Annotated in this window: 19 protein-coding genes, 1 tRNA gene and 1 pseudogene; 7 read left to right on the plus strand and 14 right to left on the minus strand. The window is 67.2% G+C overall.

What is annotated here, in order from left to right:
* Positions 1–7 precede the first annotated feature (7 nt).
* Entirely contained in the window at positions 8–1,939 is a 1,932-nt protein-coding gene (locus tag DN412_RS26855; protein ID WP_115214361.1) for an ATP-binding cassette domain-containing protein, read from the minus strand.
* Positions 1,940–2,284: 345 nt separating this feature from the next.
* On the opposite strand from DN412_RS26855, the pseudogene DN412_RS26860 reads away from it, so the two are divergent.
* Positions 2,285–3,463: pseudogene (locus DN412_RS26860) on the plus strand (benzoate/H(+) symporter BenE family transporter).
* A 21-nt stretch (positions 3,464–3,484) separates the two neighbouring features.
* Here DN412_RS26860 and DN412_RS26865 read toward each other — a convergent pair.
* The gene (locus DN412_RS26865) at positions 3,485–3,994 is read right to left on the minus strand and encodes a hypothetical protein (RefSeq protein ID WP_115214362.1); all 510 of its coding nucleotides are present in this window, start codon (positions 3,992–3,994) and stop codon (positions 3,485–3,487) included.
* 262 nt (positions 3,995–4,256) lie between these two features.
* Between DN412_RS26865 and DN412_RS26870 the strand changes: the two genes are divergently transcribed.
* From DN412_RS26870 to DN412_RS26880, 3 genes are all read left to right on the plus strand, one after another.
* Positions 4,257–4,589: a DMT family transporter gene (locus DN412_RS26870; RefSeq protein WP_115214363.1), complete on the plus strand. Its 333-nt coding sequence runs from the start codon at positions 4,257–4,259 to the stop codon at positions 4,587–4,589.
* A gap of 72 nt (positions 4,590–4,661) precedes the next feature.
* Complete coding sequence (locus tag DN412_RS26875; RefSeq protein WP_115214364.1) at positions 4,662–4,964, plus strand: type II toxin-antitoxin system HigB family toxin; 303 nt, start codon at positions 4,662–4,664, stop codon at positions 4,962–4,964.
* A 5-nt stretch (positions 4,965–4,969) separates the two neighbouring features.
* Positions 4,970–5,341, plus strand: coding sequence for a helix-turn-helix domain-containing protein (locus tag DN412_RS26880; protein ID WP_115214376.1), 372 nt, complete (start codon positions 4,970–4,972; stop codon positions 5,339–5,341).
* A 68-nt stretch (positions 5,342–5,409) separates the two neighbouring features.
* Here DN412_RS26880 and DN412_RS26885 read toward each other — a convergent pair whose 3' ends face one another.
* A complete protein-coding gene (locus DN412_RS26885) occupies positions 5,410–5,868 on the minus strand; it encodes an RcnB family protein (RefSeq protein ID WP_115214365.1) in 459 nt (152 codons plus the stop codon).
* Positions 5,869–6,448: 580 nt separating this feature from the next.
* On the opposite strand from DN412_RS26885, the gene DN412_RS43090 reads away from it, so the two are divergent.
* Positions 6,449–6,676: a hypothetical protein gene (locus DN412_RS43090; RefSeq protein ID WP_133303088.1), complete on the plus strand. Its 228-nt coding sequence runs from the start codon at positions 6,449–6,451 to the stop codon at positions 6,674–6,676.
* Between the two features lie 79 nt (positions 6,677–6,755).
* On the opposite strand, the gene DN412_RS26895 is transcribed toward DN412_RS43090, so the two are convergent.
* From DN412_RS26895 to DN412_RS26905, 3 genes are all read right to left on the minus strand, one after another.
* Positions 6,756–6,830, minus strand: a tRNA-Arg gene (locus DN412_RS26895).
* A gap of 101 nt (positions 6,831–6,931) precedes the next feature.
* Entirely contained in the window at positions 6,932–7,120 is a 189-nt protein-coding gene (locus tag DN412_RS26900) for a hypothetical protein (protein WP_115214367.1), read from the minus strand.
* 33 nt (positions 7,121–7,153) lie between these two features.
* Positions 7,154–7,645 (minus strand): lecithin retinol acyltransferase family protein, encoded by a 492-nt coding sequence (locus DN412_RS26905; RefSeq protein ID WP_115214368.1) that lies wholly within the window; start codon positions 7,643–7,645, stop codon positions 7,154–7,156.
* Positions 7,646–8,112: 467 nt separating this feature from the next.
* On the opposite strand from DN412_RS26905, the gene DN412_RS26910 reads away from it, so the two are divergent.
* Positions 8,113–8,406, plus strand: a complete 294-nt coding sequence (locus tag DN412_RS26910) for a hypothetical protein (RefSeq protein ID WP_078197221.1) — start codon at positions 8,113–8,115, stop codon at positions 8,404–8,406.
* Between the two features lie 76 nt (positions 8,407–8,482).
* Entirely contained in the window at positions 8,483–9,259 is a 777-nt protein-coding gene (locus DN412_RS26915) for a PP2C family protein-serine/threonine phosphatase (RefSeq protein ID WP_115214369.1), read from the plus strand.
* A 24-nt stretch (positions 9,260–9,283) separates the two neighbouring features.
* Here DN412_RS26915 and DN412_RS26920 read toward each other — a convergent pair whose 3' ends face one another.
* The 8 genes from DN412_RS26920 to DN412_RS26955 all read right to left on the minus strand — a co-directional run bounded on the left by DN412_RS26920 (position 9,284) and on the right by DN412_RS26955 (position 21,003).
* Positions 9,284–10,600, minus strand: coding sequence for a sigma-54 interaction domain-containing protein (locus tag DN412_RS26920; RefSeq protein WP_115214370.1), 1,317 nt, complete (start codon positions 10,598–10,600; stop codon positions 9,284–9,286).
* A complete protein-coding gene (locus DN412_RS26925) occupies positions 10,597–13,719 on the minus strand; it encodes a peptidase domain-containing ABC transporter (RefSeq protein WP_244222797.1) in 3,123 nt (1,040 codons plus the stop codon). The genes DN412_RS26920 and DN412_RS26925 overlap by 4 nt, the downstream gene beginning before the upstream one ends.
* Positions 13,700–14,452 carry a peptidylprolyl isomerase gene (locus DN412_RS26930; protein ID WP_078197226.1) on the minus strand — a complete coding sequence of 251 codons (753 nt, stop codon included), beginning with the start codon at positions 14,450–14,452 and terminating at the stop codon, positions 13,700–13,702. Before DN412_RS26930 ends, DN412_RS26925 begins: the two co-directional genes overlap by 20 nt.
* Before the next feature lie 78 nt (positions 14,453–14,530).
* Positions 14,531–15,913 carry a beta-barrel domain-containing protein gene (locus DN412_RS26935; protein WP_115214372.1) on the minus strand — a complete coding sequence of 461 codons (1,383 nt, stop codon included), beginning with the start codon at positions 15,911–15,913 and terminating at the stop codon, positions 14,531–14,533.
* The gene (locus DN412_RS26940; protein WP_115214373.1) at positions 15,910–18,528 is read right to left on the minus strand and encodes an FHA domain-containing protein; all 2,619 of its coding nucleotides are present in this window, start codon (positions 18,526–18,528) and stop codon (positions 15,910–15,912) included. Before DN412_RS26940 ends, DN412_RS26935 begins: the two co-directional genes overlap by 4 nt.
* 229 nt (positions 18,529–18,757) lie before the next feature.
* The gene (locus DN412_RS26945) at positions 18,758–20,221 is read right to left on the minus strand and encodes an efflux transporter outer membrane subunit (RefSeq protein WP_115214374.1); all 1,464 of its coding nucleotides are present in this window, start codon (positions 20,219–20,221) and stop codon (positions 18,758–18,760) included.
* Between the two features lie 184 nt (positions 20,222–20,405).
* A complete protein-coding gene (locus tag DN412_RS26950; protein ID WP_115214375.1) occupies positions 20,406–20,675 on the minus strand; it encodes a hypothetical protein in 270 nt (89 codons plus the stop codon).
* Between the two features lie 58 nt (positions 20,676–20,733).
* Entirely contained in the window at positions 20,734–21,003 is a 270-nt protein-coding gene (locus tag DN412_RS26955; RefSeq protein ID WP_115214377.1) for a hypothetical protein, read from the minus strand.
* Positions 21,004–21,448 lie beyond the last annotated feature (445 nt).

The raw sequence follows: 21,448 nt of genomic DNA on the forward strand, positions 1-21,448 counted from the left end.
CTGACCTTCAGGCGCCCTCGCCCTTCGACTTCGCTTCCAGCACTTCCCAGCGCTCCAGCGCCTCCAGCAGTTCCATCTCGATCTCGTCGTGCCGCGTGGCCAGCAGCGCGGCCTTGGCCGCATCGCTGACATAGAGCGACCCATCCTCGAGCTGCGCCGAGATCGTCTTCTGCTCGGTTTCCAGCGACGCAATGCGCTCCGGCAGGCCATCCAGCTCGCGCTGCTCCTTGTACGACAGCTTGACGGTCCGGTTGGCGCCGCGCGCCTCGCGCGAGTCCTTGCCGCGGGCCGGGTCCGCCGCCTTCTGTTCGGGCTTGCGCGCCGCCTGCAGCGCCGCGCTGCGGGCCGACTGCTCGACCCAGTCGGAATACCCGCCCACCGACTCGCGCCACACGCCATCGCCCTCGGCTGCCAGGGTCGAGGTCACCACGTTGTCCAGGAAGGCGCGGTCGTGCGACACCAGGAACACCGTGCCGCCGTAGTCCTGCAGCAGTTCTTCCAGCAGTTCCAGCGTGTCGATATCCAGATCGTTGGTCGGCTCGTCCAGCACCAGCACATTGGCCGGGCGCGCGAACAGGCGCGCCAGCAGCAGCCGGTTGCGCTCGCCGCCCGACAGCGACTTGACCGGCGAACGCGCGCGCTCCGGCGCGAACAGGAAGTCGCCCAGGTAGCTCATCACGTGCTTGCGCTGGCCGTTGACCTCGACCCAGTCGCTGCCCGGGCTGATGGTGTCGGCCAGCGACTTCTCCAGGTCCAGCGCGGTGCGCATCTGGTCGAAGTACGCCACCTGCAAGTTGCTGCCGTTGCGCACGGTGCCGCTGTCCGCGGCCAGTTCGCCCAGGATCAGCCGCAGCAGCGTGGTCTTGCCCGCGCCGTTGGGGCCGATCAACCCGACCTTGTCGCCGCGCATGATGGTGGCGGTGAAGTCGCGCACCACCACCTTGTCGCCATAGGCCTTGCTGACATCGACCAGCTCGGACACGAGCTTGCCGGAGCGGTCGGCCTGCGACACCTCCAGCTTGACGTTGCCCTGCACTTCGCGGCGCGCGGCGCGCTCGTTGCGCATCGCCACCAGGCGCTGGATGCGCGACACGCTGCGCGTGCGGCGCGCCTCCACGCCCTTGCGGATCCACACCTCTTCCTGCGCCAGCAGCTTGTCGAACTTGGCCTGCTCGACCTGCTCGGCGGCCAGCATCTCTTCCTTGCGCGCCTGGTAGGCGGCGAAGTTGCCGGGGAAGGACACCAGCCGGCCGCGGTCCAGTTCGATGATGCGCGTCGCCACCCGGTCCAGGAAGGCGCGGTCGTGGGTGATCAGCAACACGCTGCCGCGGAAGCCCAGCAGCAGGTCTTCCAGCCAGCGGATTGCTTCCACGTCGAGGTGGTTGGTCGGCTCGTCCAGCAACAGGATGTCGGGCTCGGCCACCAGCGCCTGCGCCAGCGCCACGCGTTTCTGCAGGCCGCCGGACAGTGCGTCGACGCGCGTGTGCGAATCCAGCCCCAGCCGCGCCAGCGTGGTTTCCACCCGAGTGCGCAGCTGCCAGGCGCCGGCGGCGTCGAGTTCGGACTGCAGCCAGTGCAGTTCGGCCAGCGCGGCTTCGTCGTCGTGGTTCTCGGCCACGCGCTCGGCGGCGGCCTCGTAGCGCACCAGCAGGTCATGCGCGTCGCCCATGCCCTGGGAAACGGCGTCGAACACGGTAATGCCCGGCTCGAACTGCGGCTCCTGCGGCACGTAGGCGCTGGTCACGCCGCTCTGGCGCGCGATCAGCCCGTCATCCGGCGCCGACAGCCCCGCCACGATCTTCAGCAGCGAGGACTTGCCCGAGCCGTTGCGCCCGATCAGCCCCACGCGCTCGCCGGCCTCCAGCGAAAAGTCGGTGTGATCGAGCAGGGCCACGTGCCCGAAGGCAAGCTGGGCGTCGGTAATGGAAAACAGGGCCATGGGAGAAAGACGAGACGACGAGAGAAAGGAGGGACGGCCCCGCTGCCAGGGCGGCAGGGCACGGCAGCCCGCATTGTAGACGACCGGGGCGGGGCCAAGGACGGCCCCAAAAAAGAAGGGCCCGCACACTGCGGGCCCAAGAGTCTCTCCTCGGTGCCCTGCTCGCAAGGCACGATGCCAGCATAACAACGCCCCCCCCACCCGCTCCAGTCGGACAAGTCCGTAAGGGAAAGTCCCGTCAACGGCGGTTGCCAGACAACGGTCCGGCGCCACCGGGGCAAATTGGTACGGCCAAGGCACTCATGCGAAGATGTCGACCGTGCCATTGCGCTTGCCGCCGGCCCCATGGCCACCGCCTCGCTGAAATTCTCCGACCTGTCCGTGTCCGCGCTCGTCGCCGGGCTGGTCGCCACGCTCACCGGCTACACCAGCTCGCTGGTGCTGATGATCCAGGCCGGCCACGCCGCCCACCTGACCGATGCGCAGATCTCGTCCTGGATCTGGGCGCTGTCGATGGGGATGGGGATCACCACCATCGGCCTGTCGCTGGCGCTGCGCGTGCCGATCGTGGTGGCGTGGTCCACGCCCGGCGCGGCGCTGCTGATCGCCAGCCTGCCCGGCGTGCCTTACGCCGAAGCCATCGGCGCCTTCCTGCTGGCCGCGCTGCTGATGACGGCCGCCGGCATGACCGGCTGGTTCGACAAGCTGATGCGCGCCCTGCCCGCCAGCATCGCCTCGGCGCTGCTCGCCGGCATCCTGTTCCGCATCAGCGTGGATGTGTTCGTGCAGGCGCAGCACCAGACCGTGCTGCTGCTGGCCATGTTCGCCGCCTACCTGCTCGGGCGGCGGCTGTGGCCGGCCTATGCGGTGCCCGGGGTGCTGCTGACCGGGGTGGTGGTGGCCGGTGTGCTCGGCCAGCTCGATTTCTCGGGCGTACGGCTGGAACTGGCGGCGCCGGTGTGGACCACGCCGGCATTCTCGATGTCGGCCTTCATCAGCATGGCGATCCCGCTGTTCATCGTGGCACTGGCCTCGCAGAACATTCCCGGGCTGGCCGTGCTGCAGGCCGACGGCTACCACGTGCCGGCTTAGCGCCTGATCTCGATCATCGGGCTGGCCTCGGCCGTGCTGGCGCCGTTCGGCTCGCACGGCATCAACCTGGCGGCAATCACCGCCGCCATCTGCACTGGCCCGCAGGCCGATCCCGACCGCAACCGCCGCTATACCGCTGCCGTGGTCTGCGGCGCGGGCTACCTGGTCGCGGGCACGCTGGCCGCCAGCATCGCCGCGCTGTTCGCTGCCTTTCCGCAGGCGCTGGTGGTGGGCGTGACCGCGTTCGCGCTGATGGGCTCGATCGCCAACGGCCTGACCGTGGCCATGCAAACCGCGGCCGAGCGCGGAGCGGCGCTGCTGACCTTCATAATCACGGCCTCCGCCATGACGCTGGGCGGCGTGGGCTCGGCGGTCTGGGGCGTGGTGGGCGGCATGCTGGCCTTCCACGTGCTGCGCCCGCGCGCGGCCTGATTGCCGCCCGGGAGCAACGCGCTACAGCAACAGGAAAGCCAGGTCCGACAGGCTGATCTCCGCCGGCGGAACGCCCTTGCGGCGCTGGAACAGGATGTGCTGGAGCACGCGATCCCTGTGCTCCGCGAAGGTATCCGGGTCCAGCCGCAGCCCCACGCGCGCGTAGTGCTCGGCCATCAGCCGATAGACCCGATGCCGCACCACCAGCATCTCGTTCTCGGCCTGCAGCCGGCTCATGGCGCTGGCGTGCTCGTCTTCCAGCTGGCGCATGCCGACCACCACCCGGGCGTGCATGCCCCGATACCGGTCGGTCTCCGCGTGCGCCTTGCGCAGTTCCTCGCGCAGCGAGCGCACCTCCTGCATCAGCTTCAGGTTGTGCTGCACGCCGCGCTGGATGCGCGTGGCCTCTTCCAGCGCCTGGTCCGCCGCCGCAATGGTGTCCTGCCATGGATTCGCATCCGGCGCGAAGTCCGCGTCCCCGGACACGGATGACGTCGAGACGACAGTGTCGTCGATGCCAGTGTGATGCATACCGCTCCCCTTACCCCATGCCCGCCGCCGGCATCGTCAGATTCGTGCCGGCCTGGTCGGGCGAATTACCGCGACTGCCTTGTATGGCTGTCTTGTACCGCGGGCCTGCGTGCGCCCGCTTTTTGTCTTTATCGCCACATTCAATCCCCCATTGCCGCTTCACACAACCACCGCAAGGGAGGGACGCGGCTTTGGCGCAACATGCGGGGAGGCTAAGATGCCGGCTTCGGCTCGTTTCGGCCCGCCCCATTTCTGCACTCCCATGAACGGATACCTGCTCCTCGCCCTCGCCATCGTCGCCGAAGTCATCGCCACCAGCAGCCTGAAAGCCTCGCAGGGCTTTACCCGGCTGGTGCCCAGCGTGCTGGTGGTCACCGGCTATGTCGCCGCCTTCTACCTGCTGATGCTGGTGATGCGCACCGTGCCGGTCGGCATCGCCTACGCGATCTGGAGCGGAGCGGGGATCGTGCTGGTGTCGCTGATCGCCGTGGTGCTGTATCGGCAGGTGCCGGATCTGGCGGCGTGTGTTGGGATTGGTCTGATTATTGGCGGCGTGGCCGTCATCCAGCTGTTTTCGAAGATGAGCGCACACTGAGCATGGGTATGCTCGGCGGTGGATCCCACTCACCACCCTTGCCGTAGTCCCATTTTGGGACTACCATCGCACATGCGAATCATAGCGAAGAGGTCTTTGCTGGAATTCAGCAAATTCCACCCCGACTCCAGGCAATCGCTGCTTACCTGGCATGAAGAAGCCCGTTGCGCGGCCTGGATCGCACCCAGGGGCATCAAGGCACGCTACGCCAGTACCAGCTTTGTTGGCCGCAACCGCGTGGTCTTCAATATCGGCGGGAACAAGTACCGGCTTATCGTCGCTGTCGCATACCGGTTGGGCGTCGTCCATGTGAAGTTCATCGGCACCCATCTCGACTATGACCGCATCGATGCCGCCACCGTGGAAATGGAGTGATCACCATGGACATCCGCCCCCTTCACACCGAAGCCGACTACAAGGAAGCGCTGGCCGCGGTCTCCGCCCTGATCGACGCCGACCCTGCTCCCGATACGCCGGAGGGCGACAAGCTGGAAATCCTTGCCATGCTGGTGGAACGCTATGAAGCCGAGCACTTCCCGCTGGACTTGCCCGACCCCCTGGCCGCCATCCGGTTTCGCATGGAGCAGGAAGGCCTGACGCCGCGCGACATGCAGCCCTACCTGGGAAACCTGAACCGGGTCTATGAAGTGCTGAACGGCAAGCGCGCGCTGAGTCTCGCCATGATCCGGCGGCTCACTCGCGAACTGAAGATCCCGGCTGAAGTGCTGATTGCCGAGCGCACCGGCACTTGAGCTTGCGCAGCGGCAACCGGCGATAGCGCGGCAGGCGTGGGGTCTGTGGGCTATTTTTTGCCCGGTATCTAGCGCCCGATGACCACCTGGAAGACCACGCCGGTCGGAACGGCGACCAGGAAGTATTCCCCGCCAACCCCCACCCACTGGTATCCGCGCGGCGGAGGCGACAGCCGATAGGCGCGCCAGTCATCGATCACGTACTGACGGTGTCGGTATTCCGACGGGATCCTTTCACCCTTTTGCCAATGGCCGGGGCCCGGGCGATCAGCGCGACGGTCAGGGCCGTACCCTCCGTCCCTACTCCTGTCACCTTCCCAACCTCTGTCACCGTGCCGGCCGTGGTCACCGTCCCGGCCGCGGTCGTTGTAGCCGTGCTGGTCATCGTGATTTTGACCCTGATCATGCCCCATGGGGGGCCTTCCGCGATCATCGCCGCCAGGGCCCCTGTCCTGGGCATAGGCTGCAACCGAAGTGACCGTGCACGCCGCTAGCGCCAGGCTGGCAATCATCTTGATCTTCCGCATCTCGATCTCCAGAAGCCCATGTGATTAAGGGCCTTATTGTTCAGTCTATTCCGGGCTCCGGAGGCCACTAGTAACGAAATCGTAATGCGTTCGCATCACATGGCCCCGCACACTCGCTAGCGAAGCGCTAGTATCGTTGCCCGCCCTGCCACCGATCTCTGTCGCCACCGTAGTCCCGGTGATCGCCCCGGTCGCGATCGCCGTGGTCCCGGTCGTGGTCCCCTCTGCCATCTCCGCCATAGTACCCGCCACCGCCCCGGTACCCATCTCCATAGGGCGCCACAACGCAGCCGCTGAGCAATGCAATGGAAGTGGCAAGCAGCACAAGCTTGGGCTTCATCAGGCTCTCCTGTTCAACCTTCGTCTTTTTCAGGATATGTATTGGATTGACGGACGGATGTAGGACATGGGTTCTTCCACAACAGGGGATTTCTCCTACAACGCGAGGCCTCGGCGGATTACAAGTTATTACAGTGCTCAAGGTACAAAGCGCCCTAACCTCCAGCCTGGCAGGGCCAAGCGGGCGCGGGGCCCGCGAGCGCCTGACGATGCCAACACATACCGAATAAAGGAGGATCCCATGAGCAAGACCCGCTTACTTTCCCTGATCGCGATCGCCATCCTGGCGACAGGCTCGATGCCCGCTTTTGCTCAGCGTGGCAGTGGAGGCGGCGGTGCGGGCTGCGCAAGGCGGCCTGCTGGACGGGAAAAGCCCGACTCGCGAGACAAGGGGGTCGCCCGCCACAGGCGTAAATCCGGCGTAACGGCGGCGAGGAATATATCGAAAACAGTGGGATTTTTCGGGTGACCGAAAGCGCTGAAGTCCTCGGCAAGCCTTACGCTGCGGTACTTTGCGGTGAAATGAAGGGATGCAGGGAAAGTGGGGCTGGTCCCGCCGACAGGAATCGAACCTGTATCTAGCGCTTAGGAGGCGCTCGTTCTATCCATTGAACTACGGCGAGGGACAGGACTGCCAGGATCGGGAACCGCGGGCGCGGTAATCCTGGAGACGGGCCGGAGTATATCAAAATCCGCACCCGACCGGCCCGGCGGCGGTAGCGCATCAGTCCTGGCGCCCTCGCCCCGTGCTGCGCCCGGATGATGGCAGGCGCGCCGGCTGGCCGGCGTGGCGCAGGGCCCGGCGCGCCGGGCGGTGGTGGCCGCGGGCGCAACTGGCGGCGGTGGTACAACTGCGGTGGCAGGCTTTTCCGCGCAGGTTGCAGCGCAGTTCCCAGTCAATCAGTCCGGACATGGCAGTCTCCTTGATTCGGTTGCGGTCGTGCGCTCAGGCAAGGCGCAGGGTCAGGTTCAGGCCGCCCAGTTCCGCCTGCAGCACCGCGGCCAGCAGCAGCCAGGCGGTTTGCAGCGCGGCGCGCGGGCGGCGCAGGCAGGCTTCCACCTGTTCGCTGCGGCTTTCGCCGGACAGGCACCATGAGCAGAAGTGCTCGCAGTTGTTGGTCAGCAGGTGGTAGGCGTTTTCGCCCAGGCGGGAGCGGGCGCGTTCGACGGCCTGGCGGCCGGTAAAGCGCGCACAGGGTTCCGGCCTGACGGCGATGCCGAAGCCGGCAGCAAAGGCCTCAACCGTGGTTTCCTCGACCGGGGCGGCTTGCAGGGCGCGGGCGAAGCCGGCGTAGTGGATGACGCGGCCGGCGCCGATATAGATGCCGTGGTGGGCGTAGCCGTGGCGTTCGGTGACCAGGTGCGCGCCGAGCGGCAGCGGGTCGGCGAAACGATTGTCGCTGCCGGTTTCGCGTTCTTGTTGGTTCTGGATGTTCATGGCTGGTCTCGGTATGTCGGGTGGCTGCAGGCATTGCTGCTTCATGCCAGCCCAACCGCATCAACCATGCCAATGCCACCGAGCCACGGCGGCTCAAAGGTTCCGGGGAAATCCGAGGGTTTTGGCAGGGATCAACTGTCGGCTGCCAGCCAACCGTGCGGCGGCCGGTCTGTTGGCATGCGGCCACCATTCGCGGCTTGCCGCGAGGCCTCGGCACTTCGACGGGCGGGCTCACGCCGTGGAGACGCTGTGGTGGGTGTGGCCCGACACCCGCTCGCAAGGGTGTCGGGCGGCCGCCAACGCGGCTGACCCGCGAGCGGGCGGCGCATTGCCCCCGCCTCACCCGGAAAGCCGCGCCAACGCTTGGATTAGAGCCATCCCCATACCCGGCACGCCCTGGTGGCACGCGCCTTGCTCAATACCGGTACCGCCCCCGGGCGCCCCGCCGCTTCCACCGGAGACCGAACATGGCCACCCTTGCAATCAACGACCTCGCCAGCTGCCGCGAACTTGCTCCCGCCGCCATGGCTCGCGTGCGCGGCGCCGGCGGACAGTGGGTGTTCGGGTGGATCCGACCGTTCGTGCCGTCGTCCCCGCTGCCGCTCGGGTCGGTGATCAACTTTTACGAGATCACCAACAACTTCTATGCTGATCAGATGAACAACCAGTTCCAGAACATCGATATCCGCAACAACGCGCCAAACGCCAATATCAATGTGCGTGGCGACCAGGGCGCAAGGAACGACGGCCGGCTGATCTGATGCGGATCTGAATGCGCCAGTGCCGCCGTGGCAACGCCCCGGCTCGTCCGGGGCTTTACGCGGACCGGAGACAAGATTGGGTTTCGACTCGCATTTCCAGTGGACCTCGGCGGCGTGCACGGACGTCGGGCGGGTGCGCGAGCGCAATGAGGACGCTTGCCTGGACCTGCCCGGGCAGGACCTGTGGGCGGTGGCCGACGGCATGGGCGGCCATGCCGTGGGGGACTTCGCCAGCCAGGCTGTGGTGCAGGCGCTGGCCGCGCTGCCGCCACAGGCCCGGCTGGAAGACCGTGTCGACGCCACGCGCGCGGCGCTGCAGGGCGTGAACCTGGCGCTGGTCGACGAGGCCGCGCGCCTGGGCGTGCGCTGCATCGGCAGTACCGTGGTGGTACTGCTGGCCGGAGACCGCCGCTGCGCCTGCCTGTGGGCCGGGGACAGCCGCCTGTACCGGCTGCGCGGCGGCCAGCTGGTCCGCCTCACGCGCGACCACAACCAGGTCGAGCGCCTGCTGGCGCGCGGGCTGATCACCCCGGAGCAGGCGCGCCACCATCCCGCGCAGAACACCATCACGCGCGCCGTCGGCGCGGCCCCGACGCTGGCGCCGGAGCAGTTGCTCGCCGACGTCGCCGACGGCGACGTCTACCTGCTGTGCAGCGACGGCCTGAGCAACGAGGTCGACGACGACGATATCGCGGCGGTGCTGACGCAGCAAGACGTGGCGCAGGCCGCGACGACACTGGTGCAGATGGCGCTGGATGCCGGCGGGCGCGACAACGTGTCGGTCGTGGTGCTCCGCGCGGCCGATCCCTACGGCTCGGACAAGACCCTGGTCAATCCGGAGCTGGACGCCTGAGGCACCGTCGGCAGCGCCGGCGCCCTACCCCTTGCCGCCTTCAGCCTGCCGGTTGGCGCGGAAGTCCTTTGAGTGGATGCCGTGCTTCTTCAGCAGCATCTGCAGGTGCGAGCGGTTCATGTCGAAGCGCCGCGCCAGCTCGGCGACGGTGCCGCCGACTTCCTGCAAGCCCCGTTCGAGAAAAGCGCGCTCGGCCTCGTCGCTGGCGGCGCGCTTGGCCTCGCTCAGCGAGGTCGCCATGGTGATGTCCACCGCTGCCGTGCCCGCGCCCACCACCGCCAGCGCGGCGGGCTTCGGCCGGATGTCCTGTGGCAGGTGGGCCAGGTCGGCGGTGTCGCCGGCCAGGCAGCTCAGCCGGTAGAGCAGGTTGCGCAGCTCGCGGATATTGCCCGGGTAGTCGTAGTGCAGCAGGAAGTCGCGCAGCCGCGGCGTCAGCCTGACCGGCGCGCGCTTGAGCATGCCCGCGGCCTCGTCGCTGAAGTACGCCACCAGCAGTGGGATCTCGTCGCGCCGCTCGCGCAGTGACGGCAGGCTGACGTGGATCACGCTGAGGCGATAGAACAGGTCCTCGCGGAAGGTGCCGGCCTGGCTCATCTTGCGCAGGTCCTTGTTGGTCGCCGCGACGATGCGTGTATCGACCGAGATCGCCTCGTCCGAACCCACGCGCTGGATCTCGTGCGCTTCCAGCACGCGCAGCAGCTTGACCTGCCCGGGCAGCGGCAGCTCGCCGATCTCGTCCAGGAAGATGGTGCCGGTATGTGCGCTCTCGAACTTGCCGCGCCGGTCGTTGCTGGCGCCGGTGAAGGCGCCTTTCTTGTGGCCGAACAGCTCGGATTCGAGCAGGCTGTCGGGGATGGCGCCGCAGTTGACCGAGATAAATGGCTTGTCGGTGCGCGAGCCATTGGCATGGATCACCTTGGCCATCAGCTCCTTGCCGGTGCCGCTCTCGCCATCGATCAGCACCGGCAGGTCGGTCGGCGCCGCCTTCTCGGCGATCTCCAGGGCTTCCAACAGCTTGGGATTGTCGCCAAAGGTCCCTTCGAAGATAAAGCTGCGCTCCATCAGCGCCTGCCGGCGCTCGCGCGGCATGCGCTCGACTTCCGGCTGCGGCGGCGCGGCCTCGGCCGACGCCGCCTGCACGAAGCGCTCCTTGTGCGACAGCCCCATCACTTCGTCGCGCAGCGTGGTGGCCTGCTTGAGCAGCTTCTCGATCTCCGGCCGGTCAAGCCGCGACGACCAGCGCAGCGTGGAGCGCAGGATCTCGATTTTCTCGATCAGCCCGGCGAACGACACCGGCGAGGTGACCGAGGCGGGGGTGGCACCCTGGTTATATAGCTTCATGCCGCGCTCAGTTGCTTCTGCACCAGTTGGAAATACATGCCCTTGCGCTCGATCAGCTCCTCGTGCCGGCCCTGCTCGACGATGGCGCCTTCATACAGCACCAGAATCTTGTCGGCCTGCATGATGGTGCTGAGCCGGTGCGCGATGATGACCGCGGTGCGCCCGCGCAGGATCTCCTGCATATTGGCCAGGATGTTGCTCTCTGACTGCGTGTCGAGCGCCGAGGTGGCCTCGTCGAACACCAGCAGACGCGGGTCGTGGTATAGCGCGCGGGCGATGCACAGGCGCTGGATCTGACCGCCCGAGAGCCCGATGCCGCGCTCGCCCACGACCTGCTCGTAGCCCAGCGGCAGCTTGCTGATAAAGGGGTGGGCGTCGGCCATGCGCGCCACCTCCTCGATGCGGCGCCGGTCCGGGCTGTCGTCGCCGCAGGCGATGTTCTCGGCGATGGTGCCCGAGAACAGCAGGTTGGACTGCATCACGTAGCCCACCTGCGCGCGGTAGAAGGCCGCGTCGATCACGTTCAGGTCGTAGCCGTCCACCGTCATCGAGCCCTCGGTGGGCTTGTAGAAGCCCACCAGCAGCTTGGCCAGCGTGGTCTTGCCGGAGCCGCTGCGCCCGACGATGGCCACCATCTCGCCCGGCCGGATGGCGAAGCTGATGTTCTCCAGCACGTAGGGCGTGTCTTCGCCGCCGTAGCGGAAGTACAGGTCCTTCATCACGATCTCGCCCTGCAGGTCGGGCAGCATCACGCGCGACAGCACGTCCTGCGGCTTCTGCTCCGGCTCCAGGTCGAGCACGTCGCCCAGGCGCTCCATCGCCACGCCGGCGTCATTGAGCTGGCCCCACAGCGCCACCAGCCCCATCAGCGGCGCCAGCACGCTGCCCATGAAGGCGTTGAAGGCAATGAGCTGGCCGATGGTCAGCTCGCGCTCCAGCACCAGCGTCGCGCCCACCCACAGCACCGCGATGGTGGTGGCGGCATTGAGCAGCTGGCTTGCCAGCCCGACCAGGATATGGAAGGCCTGGGCCTTGTACTGCGCCTCCAGCGCTTTCGTGTACTTGCGCTCCCAGCGCAGCCGCACCGGGCGCTCGATGCCCATGCCCTTGACGGTCTCGGCCCCGCCCAGGGTCTCCATCAGGTAGGCCTTGGCATCGGTCGAGGCGGCGAATACCTCGCGCGCATAGGTCTTGACCCTGGGAGTCACCACCACCGTCAGTGCCGCGATCGGGATCACGAAGGCGATCAGCAGCAGTGTCAGCTTGACGTTGTAGAGAAACATGATGGTGAAGTAGATAAACACCATCAGCAGGTTCAGCGCCGTGGTCACCGTCGACTCGGTCAGGAAGGCGCGGATGGTCTGGTTCTCCTGGAAGCGCGCAAAGATGTCACCGGTCTTGCGCTTGGCAAAGAACGACAGCGGCAGCGACAGCGTGTGCTTGAAGAAGTGCGACATCATGGCGAAATCCATGTTGCGCACCATGAAATTGGCCAGGTACGCGCGGATCGTCGACATCAGCTGCGAGAACACGCTGGAGATGACCAGCCCCGCGATCAGCAGGTGCAGCAGCCCCACGTTCTGGTGGACCACCACGCCGTCCAGGATGTTCTGGATGATCAGCGGCGGCACCACCCCCAGCATCTGGATCACGAAGGTGGCCAGGAACAGGTGCGCCAGGATCTTCTTGTAAGGGGCGAGATAGCCGATAAAGCGCAGCCACGGCGAGCGCGACACCGACAGCTGGGTCATGCTCTCGCCCGGCGAGAACAGCAGGCAGGTGCCGCTCCAGCCGCGCTCGAACTCCTCTGCGCTCATCTTGCGGAAGCCGATGGCCGGGTCGGCCACCCACACCCAGCGCGACGAGATGCCGTACACCACTACGTAGTGGTAGCCCTCCCAGTGCACGATAAAGGGCATCTCGAAGCCCATCAGCGAATCCCGCGTGCACTGCACCCCTCGCGTGGTGAAGCCGAGCGATTCCCCCGCGCGCGCCAGGCTGTCGAGCGTGGCGCCCTGGGTGGTCACGTTGGCCAGCTCGCGCAGCTTGCCCAGCGTCATCGGGATGCCGTAGTGCCGGCAGATCATCGCCAGGCAGGCCGCGCCGCAATCCATTTCCTCGGCCTGCTCCACCAGCGCGAAGCGGCGGATCAGCTTCTCGCCCAGCTCCGGTCTGGAATGCAGGTCCAGCAGCACCGGGCGCTTGCGCCGTTCGGCCAGCTTCTTCTGCCGATGCAGTTCGCGGTCCAGCACGCGGATCCGCTCCTCCAGCACCTCGCGCAGGCGCGGGTTGCGTTCCAGGATCAGCTGCACGGTCTTCTCGGGAATCACCAGCAGGCGCACGTCGGTTTCGGCAATGGCTGAGGCCAGCTGCTCCTGGCGCATCACGCAGGCGCGCTCGCCGAAGATATCGCCCTGCCCCAGCGTGGCCAGCGGGAACTCGCTGTCCTCTTCGCTGCGCACGATCCGCACCGTGCCCTGGCGCACCACGTACAGGCGCCGGTCCTCGCGCCCGTCCTGCTTCAGGATCTCCTTACCGGCCGCCACGCGCTTGACGCCGACGCTGCGCACCGCGTCTTCCAACTCCTGCTTGTCGAGCTTGCCGCGCAGGTCGAAAAGCCGCGCGACAAAGCCGCCGGCCGAGCTGATCGCGACATAGCTGGTGATAAAGGCCAGCGCGGCGGGATTGCCCGCCACCACGGGCTCGCTCACGCTGCGCGGGATCATCAGCAGCTCGGTCTTGCCCGAGGCGCGCACCGACGACTCATGCCGGTAGTCGCGCAGCAGCGCGATATCGGCAAAGACCTCGCCGGTCTTGCGCACGCCCATGCTGATTTCCTTGCCGTGCTCCTCGTTGAACACGCGCACCGAGCCTGACTTGACGATAAACAGGCCCGGCGCCGCTTCGCCGGCATTGCAGACGGTGTCGCCAAAGCCGAAGGTCAGCACCTGCGCGGCGTCGGCCAGGCGCGCCAGTTCCTCCGGCGCCAGCACCGACAGGATCTCGACGGAAGCTAGGAAGGCGGCCAGGGTCGGGCCGCCTGCCTCCGGCTTCTGCGCGGCAGTCGCGGCGGCGCCGTCGCCGGGCACGCCGGACTCGCTAGCGGGCTTCGATGACATGTTCCTGCGCCCTGGCCATCAGCCAGTCCTCGCGCAGCAGGCGGCGCACTTCCACCGCCACGTCGCTGTCGAGCGTGGCCGGGTGCTTGTCGCGCACCAGGAAGACCTCGAAGAACGAGCGGTCAGCCGCCGGGAACGGCCCCAGCAGGTCGCCGGGCTCGGCGTTGAAGACCTTGGCCTCGATATCGGTCTTGAGCGAGCCGCGCAGCACCTTGCCGATCTCGCCGCCGCGCTCGCGCGTGTCGGCGATGGAATGCTCGCGCGCCATCTCGGCAAAGGCCTCGGGGTCGTCCTGCAGGTACGATATCAGCTCCTTGGCCTTGCCCTCGCTGTCGACCACGATATGGCTGACCTCGATGCTGTCGAAGCGCGGCGAGTTGAGCGCAAAGTACTCCTGCACCGCGGCCTCGCTGCACACCTGCTCCATCATCCGTTCCTGGTACAGGCTGTCGGTGATGAAAGCCTCGAACTCGTCCAGGCTGACGTTCAGCGCATCCAGGTAGTGATTCATGTCGGCGGCGCGGTGCAGGCCCTGCACGCGGCGGAACTGGTCGGCGCGCTCCTGGATCTCCTCCGGCGTGACCGCCAGGCCCTGCCGCCTGGCTGCGTGCACGGTCAGCTTGTCGCGCACCATCTGCTCGACCAGCCCTTCGAACTGCCCGGTCAGCTTGAGCATGCGCACGAACTCCTCGACGCCGAGCACCTCGTCGTCGATACGCACAATGCCAGTCATTTTCTCGGCTCCTTTGACGCCCGGCGCGGTTGCGCGGCCAGGCTGTCCAGACGTGCTGTTCTAGTCTTCCCCGCTACGCTAGCCAGCCACCTCGCGGAAGGGGTCCAGCCCCAGGTCGATCAGGCGGCGTTCGCGCACCACGATCTCCGCCGTGGCGGTCATGCCGTAGCGCAGCGGATACTTGTTGTCGGCCACGGCATAGTAGTCGCGTGCCAGCCGCACGCGGCCCTCGTAGACCGGCTGCTTGTCAGGCCCGCCCGGCTTGGTGGCGGGCGAGATGAACTCCAGCGTGCCGTCGATGATCCCGTAGCGCTGGTACGGGAAGGCATTGAACTTGAGCTTGACGGGCAGCCCCTCGCGCAGGAAGGCGCGGTCGCGCTCGGCAATCACGATCTTCACTACCGGGCGCGCATCCTTGGGGGCGATGCCGCCCAGCGGCGTATTGGCCTGCACCTTGTCGCCACGCTGGGTCGAGGTGACATCGGTGATCACGCCCGACACCGGCGCCAGGATCAGCAGGAAGTTGTCCTTGTCGATATTCTCGAAACGGATGCGCGCCGCCGCGTCCGCCACCAGCCGGGCGGTCTGCACCTGCAGGCGCAGCTTGTCTTCGGTGTTGGCGATCTCGCGCAGGGCCGCGTCGTACTGCACGCGCAGCCCGGCCAGGTCCTGGCCGCTGCTTTCAAGCTCGGAACTGGCCTGCGTGAGCTCGCGGCCCAGGCGTGCGTCCAGCTCGGTCAGCCGCGACTGCGCCACGCGCAGGTTGTTCTCCGCGTCCTGCGCCGCGGCGCGCTTGGCGTCCACCTGCGACTGCGAAACCCCACCGCCGCCCGGCAGCGCCAGCAGGCGCGCATAGCGGTCCTGCTCCTGGCGCGCGAACTCACGCGCGCGGCGGGCGTTCTCGAGGTTGCTGCGCGCTTCCTGCAACTGGGCGCGTTGCTGTTCGGCGAGCCGCGTGGTGCCTTCGGCGATGCGGGTCTCGTGCTGGCGCGTGGCCACGTCGATCTGCTGCTTGAGCGCCGCCGCGCGGCGTTCCATCAGCGCCTTCTTGTCGGGGAACTGCTTCCACTCGCGCTCGGAGTCTTCCAGCTTGAGCTGCGCCTCCAGCGCATTGGCCGCTGCCTCGATCGCGCCGCGCGCATTCAGGCGCGCCAGCACGTCGTCCTTGGACACGGGTTGCCCTTCGGCCACGTAGAGGTCGGCGAGCTCGCCGTCAACCGGGGCATAGAAGCGCCGCACCTCGGATTCCGGCGCCAGCGTGCCCGGCGCCGTGACAATGACATCGGCATGCCCGACGAAGGACCATACCAGTCCGCACAGCACTAGTGCGAAGGTTGTCACGATGGTCAGCATGCCCAGGCGCGATGGCTCGGCGCTCAGCAGGCCGATGCCTTCGGCGCCATGATCTTCCAGCGCCTCGGAAAGTGGCTTGAGACCGCCCTGGCGGGCATCGTCCTTCATGGCTTCCCCGCTTCCTTTGGCGCCGCGGCTGGTGCGGCTGCTGCAGCCGGCTCCGGCGCCTTGCCGGTGTCTTCACCGCCGATCAGCTCCAGCTTGGTCTTGAGCACGGCCGGATCGAGCACGGTGCGCAGTTCGCGCAGGGCGTGCCGCTGCTGGTCGGCCTCGGCGCGGATTTCTTCCTCGACCTTGGCCAGCTGCGCCAGGTCGGCGCTTTCCCCCGCGCGCAGCTGCGTGAAGATGCGCATGCCGTGGCGCGCGTCGTCCTGCGCCTGCGACAGCAGCCGTGCCTGCGCGCGGAACTTGGGCGAGATGCCGGCCTCGAGCCGCTGCTCGCCGCCGATCACGCCGTTGCTGCGGTATTGCTTCCACGCCGCGACGGCGCTCGTCATCAGTTCGCGCGCGCGCCGCAGGGCGCTGTCGCGCACGCCGTTGACGTCGGCCTCGACTGCCTTGGCGAAATAGCGGTCCTCATCGGCATCGAGCATGGCGTAGAAGCCCAGCAACCGGTCTTCGTAGCCCTTGGTGCCGCGCGCCGCCTGCAGCTCCGCGTACTGCGAAACCACCCTCTGCTTGTGCGCCAGGTCGCGCGCCAGGTCGTCGGCCCACCGGCCGCCGCCGATCTGCCTGAGCCCCGCGATCGCCGCAGTGCTGTCGCCCTGCTGCCACGCCCTGGCCACACTTGCATACTGGCTTGCCATCTCCGGCGGCGGCAGGCGCGCCGCCAGGCTGGCGAACTGTGCCTGGAACGGCGGCGTGGCAAAGCGGCTGTCGGCCAGCCGCGCCACCAGCGGCCCGGGCCGACGCGCGCGCAGCGCCTGCATCAGCGCGGTGTAGCGGTCCAGGTCCGACTGCACGCGGTCCAGCCCCGCCAGGCGCGGGTACTTCTCGCGGTACTCGGCGATGACCGGCTGCAAGGCCTCCGGGCGGTCGCGGCCGAGTTCGGCAGTGATGGTGGCATTGAGCCGGTCGATCGCCGCCAGGTAGACCGAGGCGTCGTTCTGCAGCCGGCGCACATCGCTGAGCGCATCGGCATAGAGATCGCGGAAGGCCGGCACATCGCCCGCGATGCGCCCGAGCGCGCGCTGGTGCGCGGTGGTGTCCTGGTTCCAGTACGCCAGCAGTTGCCGGATCGGCGCCTCGTCGGTGTAGAGGCGGACCGGCGCGTCGGCGCCGCGCTGCGCGGTGAAGCGTTCGAGCCTGCCGATCCAGTCGAGCTCTGCCACCAGCGGCCGCGCATCGGCATTGTGCGTGCTGAGCTTGCGCATCTGCGCCAGCGCGGCATCGGCACCGGTGAAATCGCCGGACTTCAGCCTGGCGGCGAAGTCGGGCACGTAAGCCCGCAGCAATGCCTCGGTGCCGATGCCCTGGATCTGGGTATCGTCGGGATGGCGCGCCAGGTAGCTGTCGGCGGCCTGCGCCGCACCCGCGTGGTCGCCGGCGGCGAACAATGCCTGCACCTCGCGCTCCGGCGCGCCACGCCAGTAGACCGCCGCGCCCGCCAGTACCGCGAGCAGCAGCAACGCCCCACCCCATCGCGCCGCGCGCCGCGTGCGCGCCGGATCGTCCAGGCCGAACAGCCTGGCTCCCTCCGCCAGCAGCAGCGCGGCACGACTGCGCTTGCCGCGTGCCTGCGCGCCTTCGTGTGCTGCCGTGGCCGCCGCGGCCAGGGCCTCGGCCTCGGCGTTGACCTCGTCATCCTGATGCGCCGCGTAGTCGACGCAGAAGATGTCGAGGAAGGAATCGGGTGCGCCGACAAAGGTGGTGCGGTCGTCCTCGTCGCGCGCGGATGGTGCCGGCGACGCGGGCGGCGTGTCCGGCGCGGCCATGGGCTGCAGCATCGAACGCGTCGCCGTGACATCGCCATCGCCGGTGCGCTGGACCTGCGCCTTGTAGACGAAGTGGTTGCCGCCAAAGGCGATCAGGTCGCCGTCGTCCAGCGGCACGCCGTGGTCCGCCAGGCGCTTGCCGTTGACGAAGGTGCCGTTGGTGCTGCCCAGGTCTTCCACGAAGGGCACGCCGCCCTTGAGGTACACATGCGCGTGGCGCCGCGACAGGTAATTGACCTGGTGCGGATAACTGTCGCGATAGCGCGCGAAGGCATCGTCGGCCTTGCTGATCAGGTATGGGAACTGATCCACGTGCAGCGGCTGCAGCCCGACGTCATCGCGTTCCGGCACCAGCGTCAGCGCCACCCGCGGCGGCTCGGGCTGCGGCGCGCGCGGCGACAGCCGGACCCGGAACGACAGCGCCGGCCCGAAGGCCACCTCGTCGCCATCGCTGAGCTGCGCCGGCAGGCGCGCCACCGCCGCGCCGTTCACGCGCGTGCCGTTCTTGCTGCCGAGGTCCGCGACGTAGACTGCGCCATGCTCGGCAAAGATGCGCGCATGGCGGCGCGAGAGCGGCGCGGCCAGGTCTTCCGGGTAGGCGGCGAACGGCAACTCGCTGCGGCCGACGGCGAACAGGTCTTCGTCGATGCGGATCTCACCCAGCTCGGGGCGCGCCACGGGCGTCAGGAACACATCGAATTCCTGCGCCAGATCCTGAGAGAACTCCCGAGCGAATCCCTGGGCCATTTTCACCGGCATTTCCATGATCAGTGCTTCGTCAGGAGCCATGATTCCAGCGAGCCAACAGCGCGGCTGCCGCGGCGGCAGGCCAGGGGGGGTGAAGCGACTAAGAACATAGTAGGCGACGGCTTAGGCTAGTCAATCGGCCGCGGGACGCGCGGTTGGCATGGTAGCGGCACATGCGGCAGGGCAAGTGGCCAGGGGGTGCAGACGCGTTGCGCAACGCGTTGCGTACGCCGGCATCACCTGCACACCGACGCAGCACCGTGGGCGGCACTTATTGCGGCGGATTCAAGGCCGTGTTGCGCACATCCGTATCGGGCCAGCCACCGCCAAGCGCCTTGTACAGCGTGACGGTATCGGCCAGGATCTGTTGGTGGACCGCCAACAATTGCAGTTGCGCGGCCAGCAGCGAGCGCTCGGTCTCGAACACTTCCAGCTGCGAGACCACCCCCTCCTTCAGTTGCGCCTCGATCTGCGCGGACACGACGCGCAGCTGCTCCACCTGCTGCTGCAGTTCGATGCGCTGCTTCTTGTGCGCGTCGACATTGACCAGTGCGCTTTCCACCTCTTCGAACGCGGTCATCACGGTGCGGCCATACTCGTTTTCCGCCACGCCCACCTGCGCCTCGGTGGTCTTCACGCGCGCGCGGATGTTCGGGTCGAGCATCGGCAAGTTGATGCTGGGCATGAAGCCGAAGGTGAAGGACTTGAGCAGGTCGCTCAGCGCAAAGCTGGCGGTGCCGCCACGCGCGGTCAGGCTGATGGAGGGCAGTTGCGCCAGGCGGGCCTGGCCGACGATGTGGTAGGCCGCCAGCACGCGGTACTCCGCCGCCACCACATCCGGGCGGCGCGCCAGCAGCTGCGAGGGCAGCCCGGCCGGCACCACGGGCGGCTGCACGCGGTCCTGCAGCCGGCCCGCCGGCACCTTGAGATTGCCGGCGGGCACGCCGACCAGCGTGGCCAGCGCGTTTTCCGCCACATCGCGCGAACGGCGCAGTTCCAGCAGGTCCTTGTTCAGGCGGTTGATTTCCGCCTGCTGCTGCATCACGCGGATCTTGGGCACCAGGCCGTTCTGGTACATGGCCTGGTAGGTGGACAGGATCTGCCCGTTCTTGGCCACGGTGCGCGTCTGCTGCTCGATCTGCTCGTCGAACTGCAGGATCTGGAAGTAAGTGGTCGATACATTGGACACCAGCGTCAGGTAGCCGGCGCGCCAGTCGGCCTCCGTCGCGCGGAACTCGGCAGTTTGCGCCTGCACGCCCTTCTCGACCTTGCCCCAGATATCGATATCCCAACTCAACTGGGCAGCGGCGTTATAGGTCCAGGTGGATTTTTGCCCGGTGCTCTTCTCGAAGCTTGCGCCGGCACCGATATCGATCACCGGCAATGCGCCGGCGCGGGCCTCGCCGATCTGCGCGTTGGCCACGCGGATGCGCGCCGCCAGCACCTTGATGTCGTAGTTGCCGGCAAGCGCCTGGTTGATCAGCTTGTTCAGGTAGGGGTCCTTGAAGCCGACCCACCAGTTTGGCTGCACCGTTTCCGCCGGCGATACCGTGATCGAATCCTGGCGCGACCATTCCGTCTTGGCCGGCGTTTCCGGGCGCTGATACACCGGCGGCCGGAAGTCGGCGCAGCCCGCCAACAGCGCCGCGCAGGCCGCCAGCGCGGTCAGCCAGGCAGCGCGGCGCGGCGCGGGGGTTGACGCAACCCCGGTCGAGGCAGTGATGGATTCAGGCACGATGTCTTCCTGCGTGCGACGGCGGCGGGCGGGATGCGCTGGAGATACCCCAAGGCATGCCGGGGCCGCGAAGTCTGTCTGTATTGTGGTGCGCGCTGGCGCGCGCTCCAACCCCGATATGCAAGGGGTCAACAAAAGCGCCGCGGGGACGCCCCCGCGGCGCAGCGCCATCTCAACAACCTTCTCAACGATAGATGTTGTTGCTGGCGTTCTGGTTGGTATCCACATGCGAATTGACATGGTCGAGGAAGGCCGAGCCATTGCCGTTCAGATTGGTCACGGACTGCATCTGCGCGATTTCCTGCTTGGCGGTGATGCTGCCGTCGAACGCAAGCTTGATCGGCGCATACACAGCGGCGAAGGGCAGATAGGCCAGGCCGCCGCGCACAGCGTGCATGCGCTTGCTGTCGAGGGTTTCGGTGGCGGACAGGTCTTTGATGGTCAGCGTGGTCATGATGGTCTCCGGTATCGGTAGTCAGTGCTTCGGTTCAGTCTGCTGGCGGAGCGAGGGCTCAGCCGAAGATGTTGTTGGTGCCGTTCTGGTTGGTGTGCACGTCGGACTTGACGTGGTCCAGGAAGGCCGAGCCATTGCCGTTCAGGTTGGTGACGCTCTGCATCTGCGCGATGTCCTGCACCGCGGTGATGCTCTTGTCGAACGACAGGTTCAGCGGCTGGAATACCGGCATAAACGGCAGCAGGGCGCGGCCGCCGCGTACGGCGAGCATGCCCTTGCGGTCCAGGGTGTCGATGGTGGTCAGGTCGGTAATGGTCAGCGTGGTCATGATGAGCTCCTGGTAGAGGAAGGTGTTGCCTTGGTTGGTTTCGAGCATCGGGTTGGTGTCGCGCTCAGGAGGTACTAACGCAGGGAGCGTGCCAGCAGCGGTGCCATGACCATCGGGGGCGCCGAAGTGCCTGTAAACACGGGGGTTTTTCGCTTTATGCCGTGCGGCCGGGGGCTGTGGGGTGGGATTGAGGAAGGTTGTGGTGACGGGGGGGTGCCAACAGATGGGGGGGCTGTGTTGGGTGGGGGGCGACACTGGGGGGCTCTCGATTGCGATGGCGTCGGTGATTGACGGCCCTGGTTTCGCCCCTAAAGGGGCGAGTCGGGCCTGTACGGGATTTTGTGTGTAGGGCATAACATGTCGACAAGGAGCATGTATGCCACGCAAACCAAAAGCCACACCCCGGGACCTTCCGAGCATCCCCAAGGAGCTAATTGATCAGCTC

It is taken from the genome of Cupriavidus lacunae (assembly GCF_003353055.1).
In the GTDB taxonomy this organism is placed as follows: domain Bacteria; phylum Pseudomonadota; class Gammaproteobacteria; order Burkholderiales; family Burkholderiaceae; genus Cupriavidus; species Cupriavidus lacunae.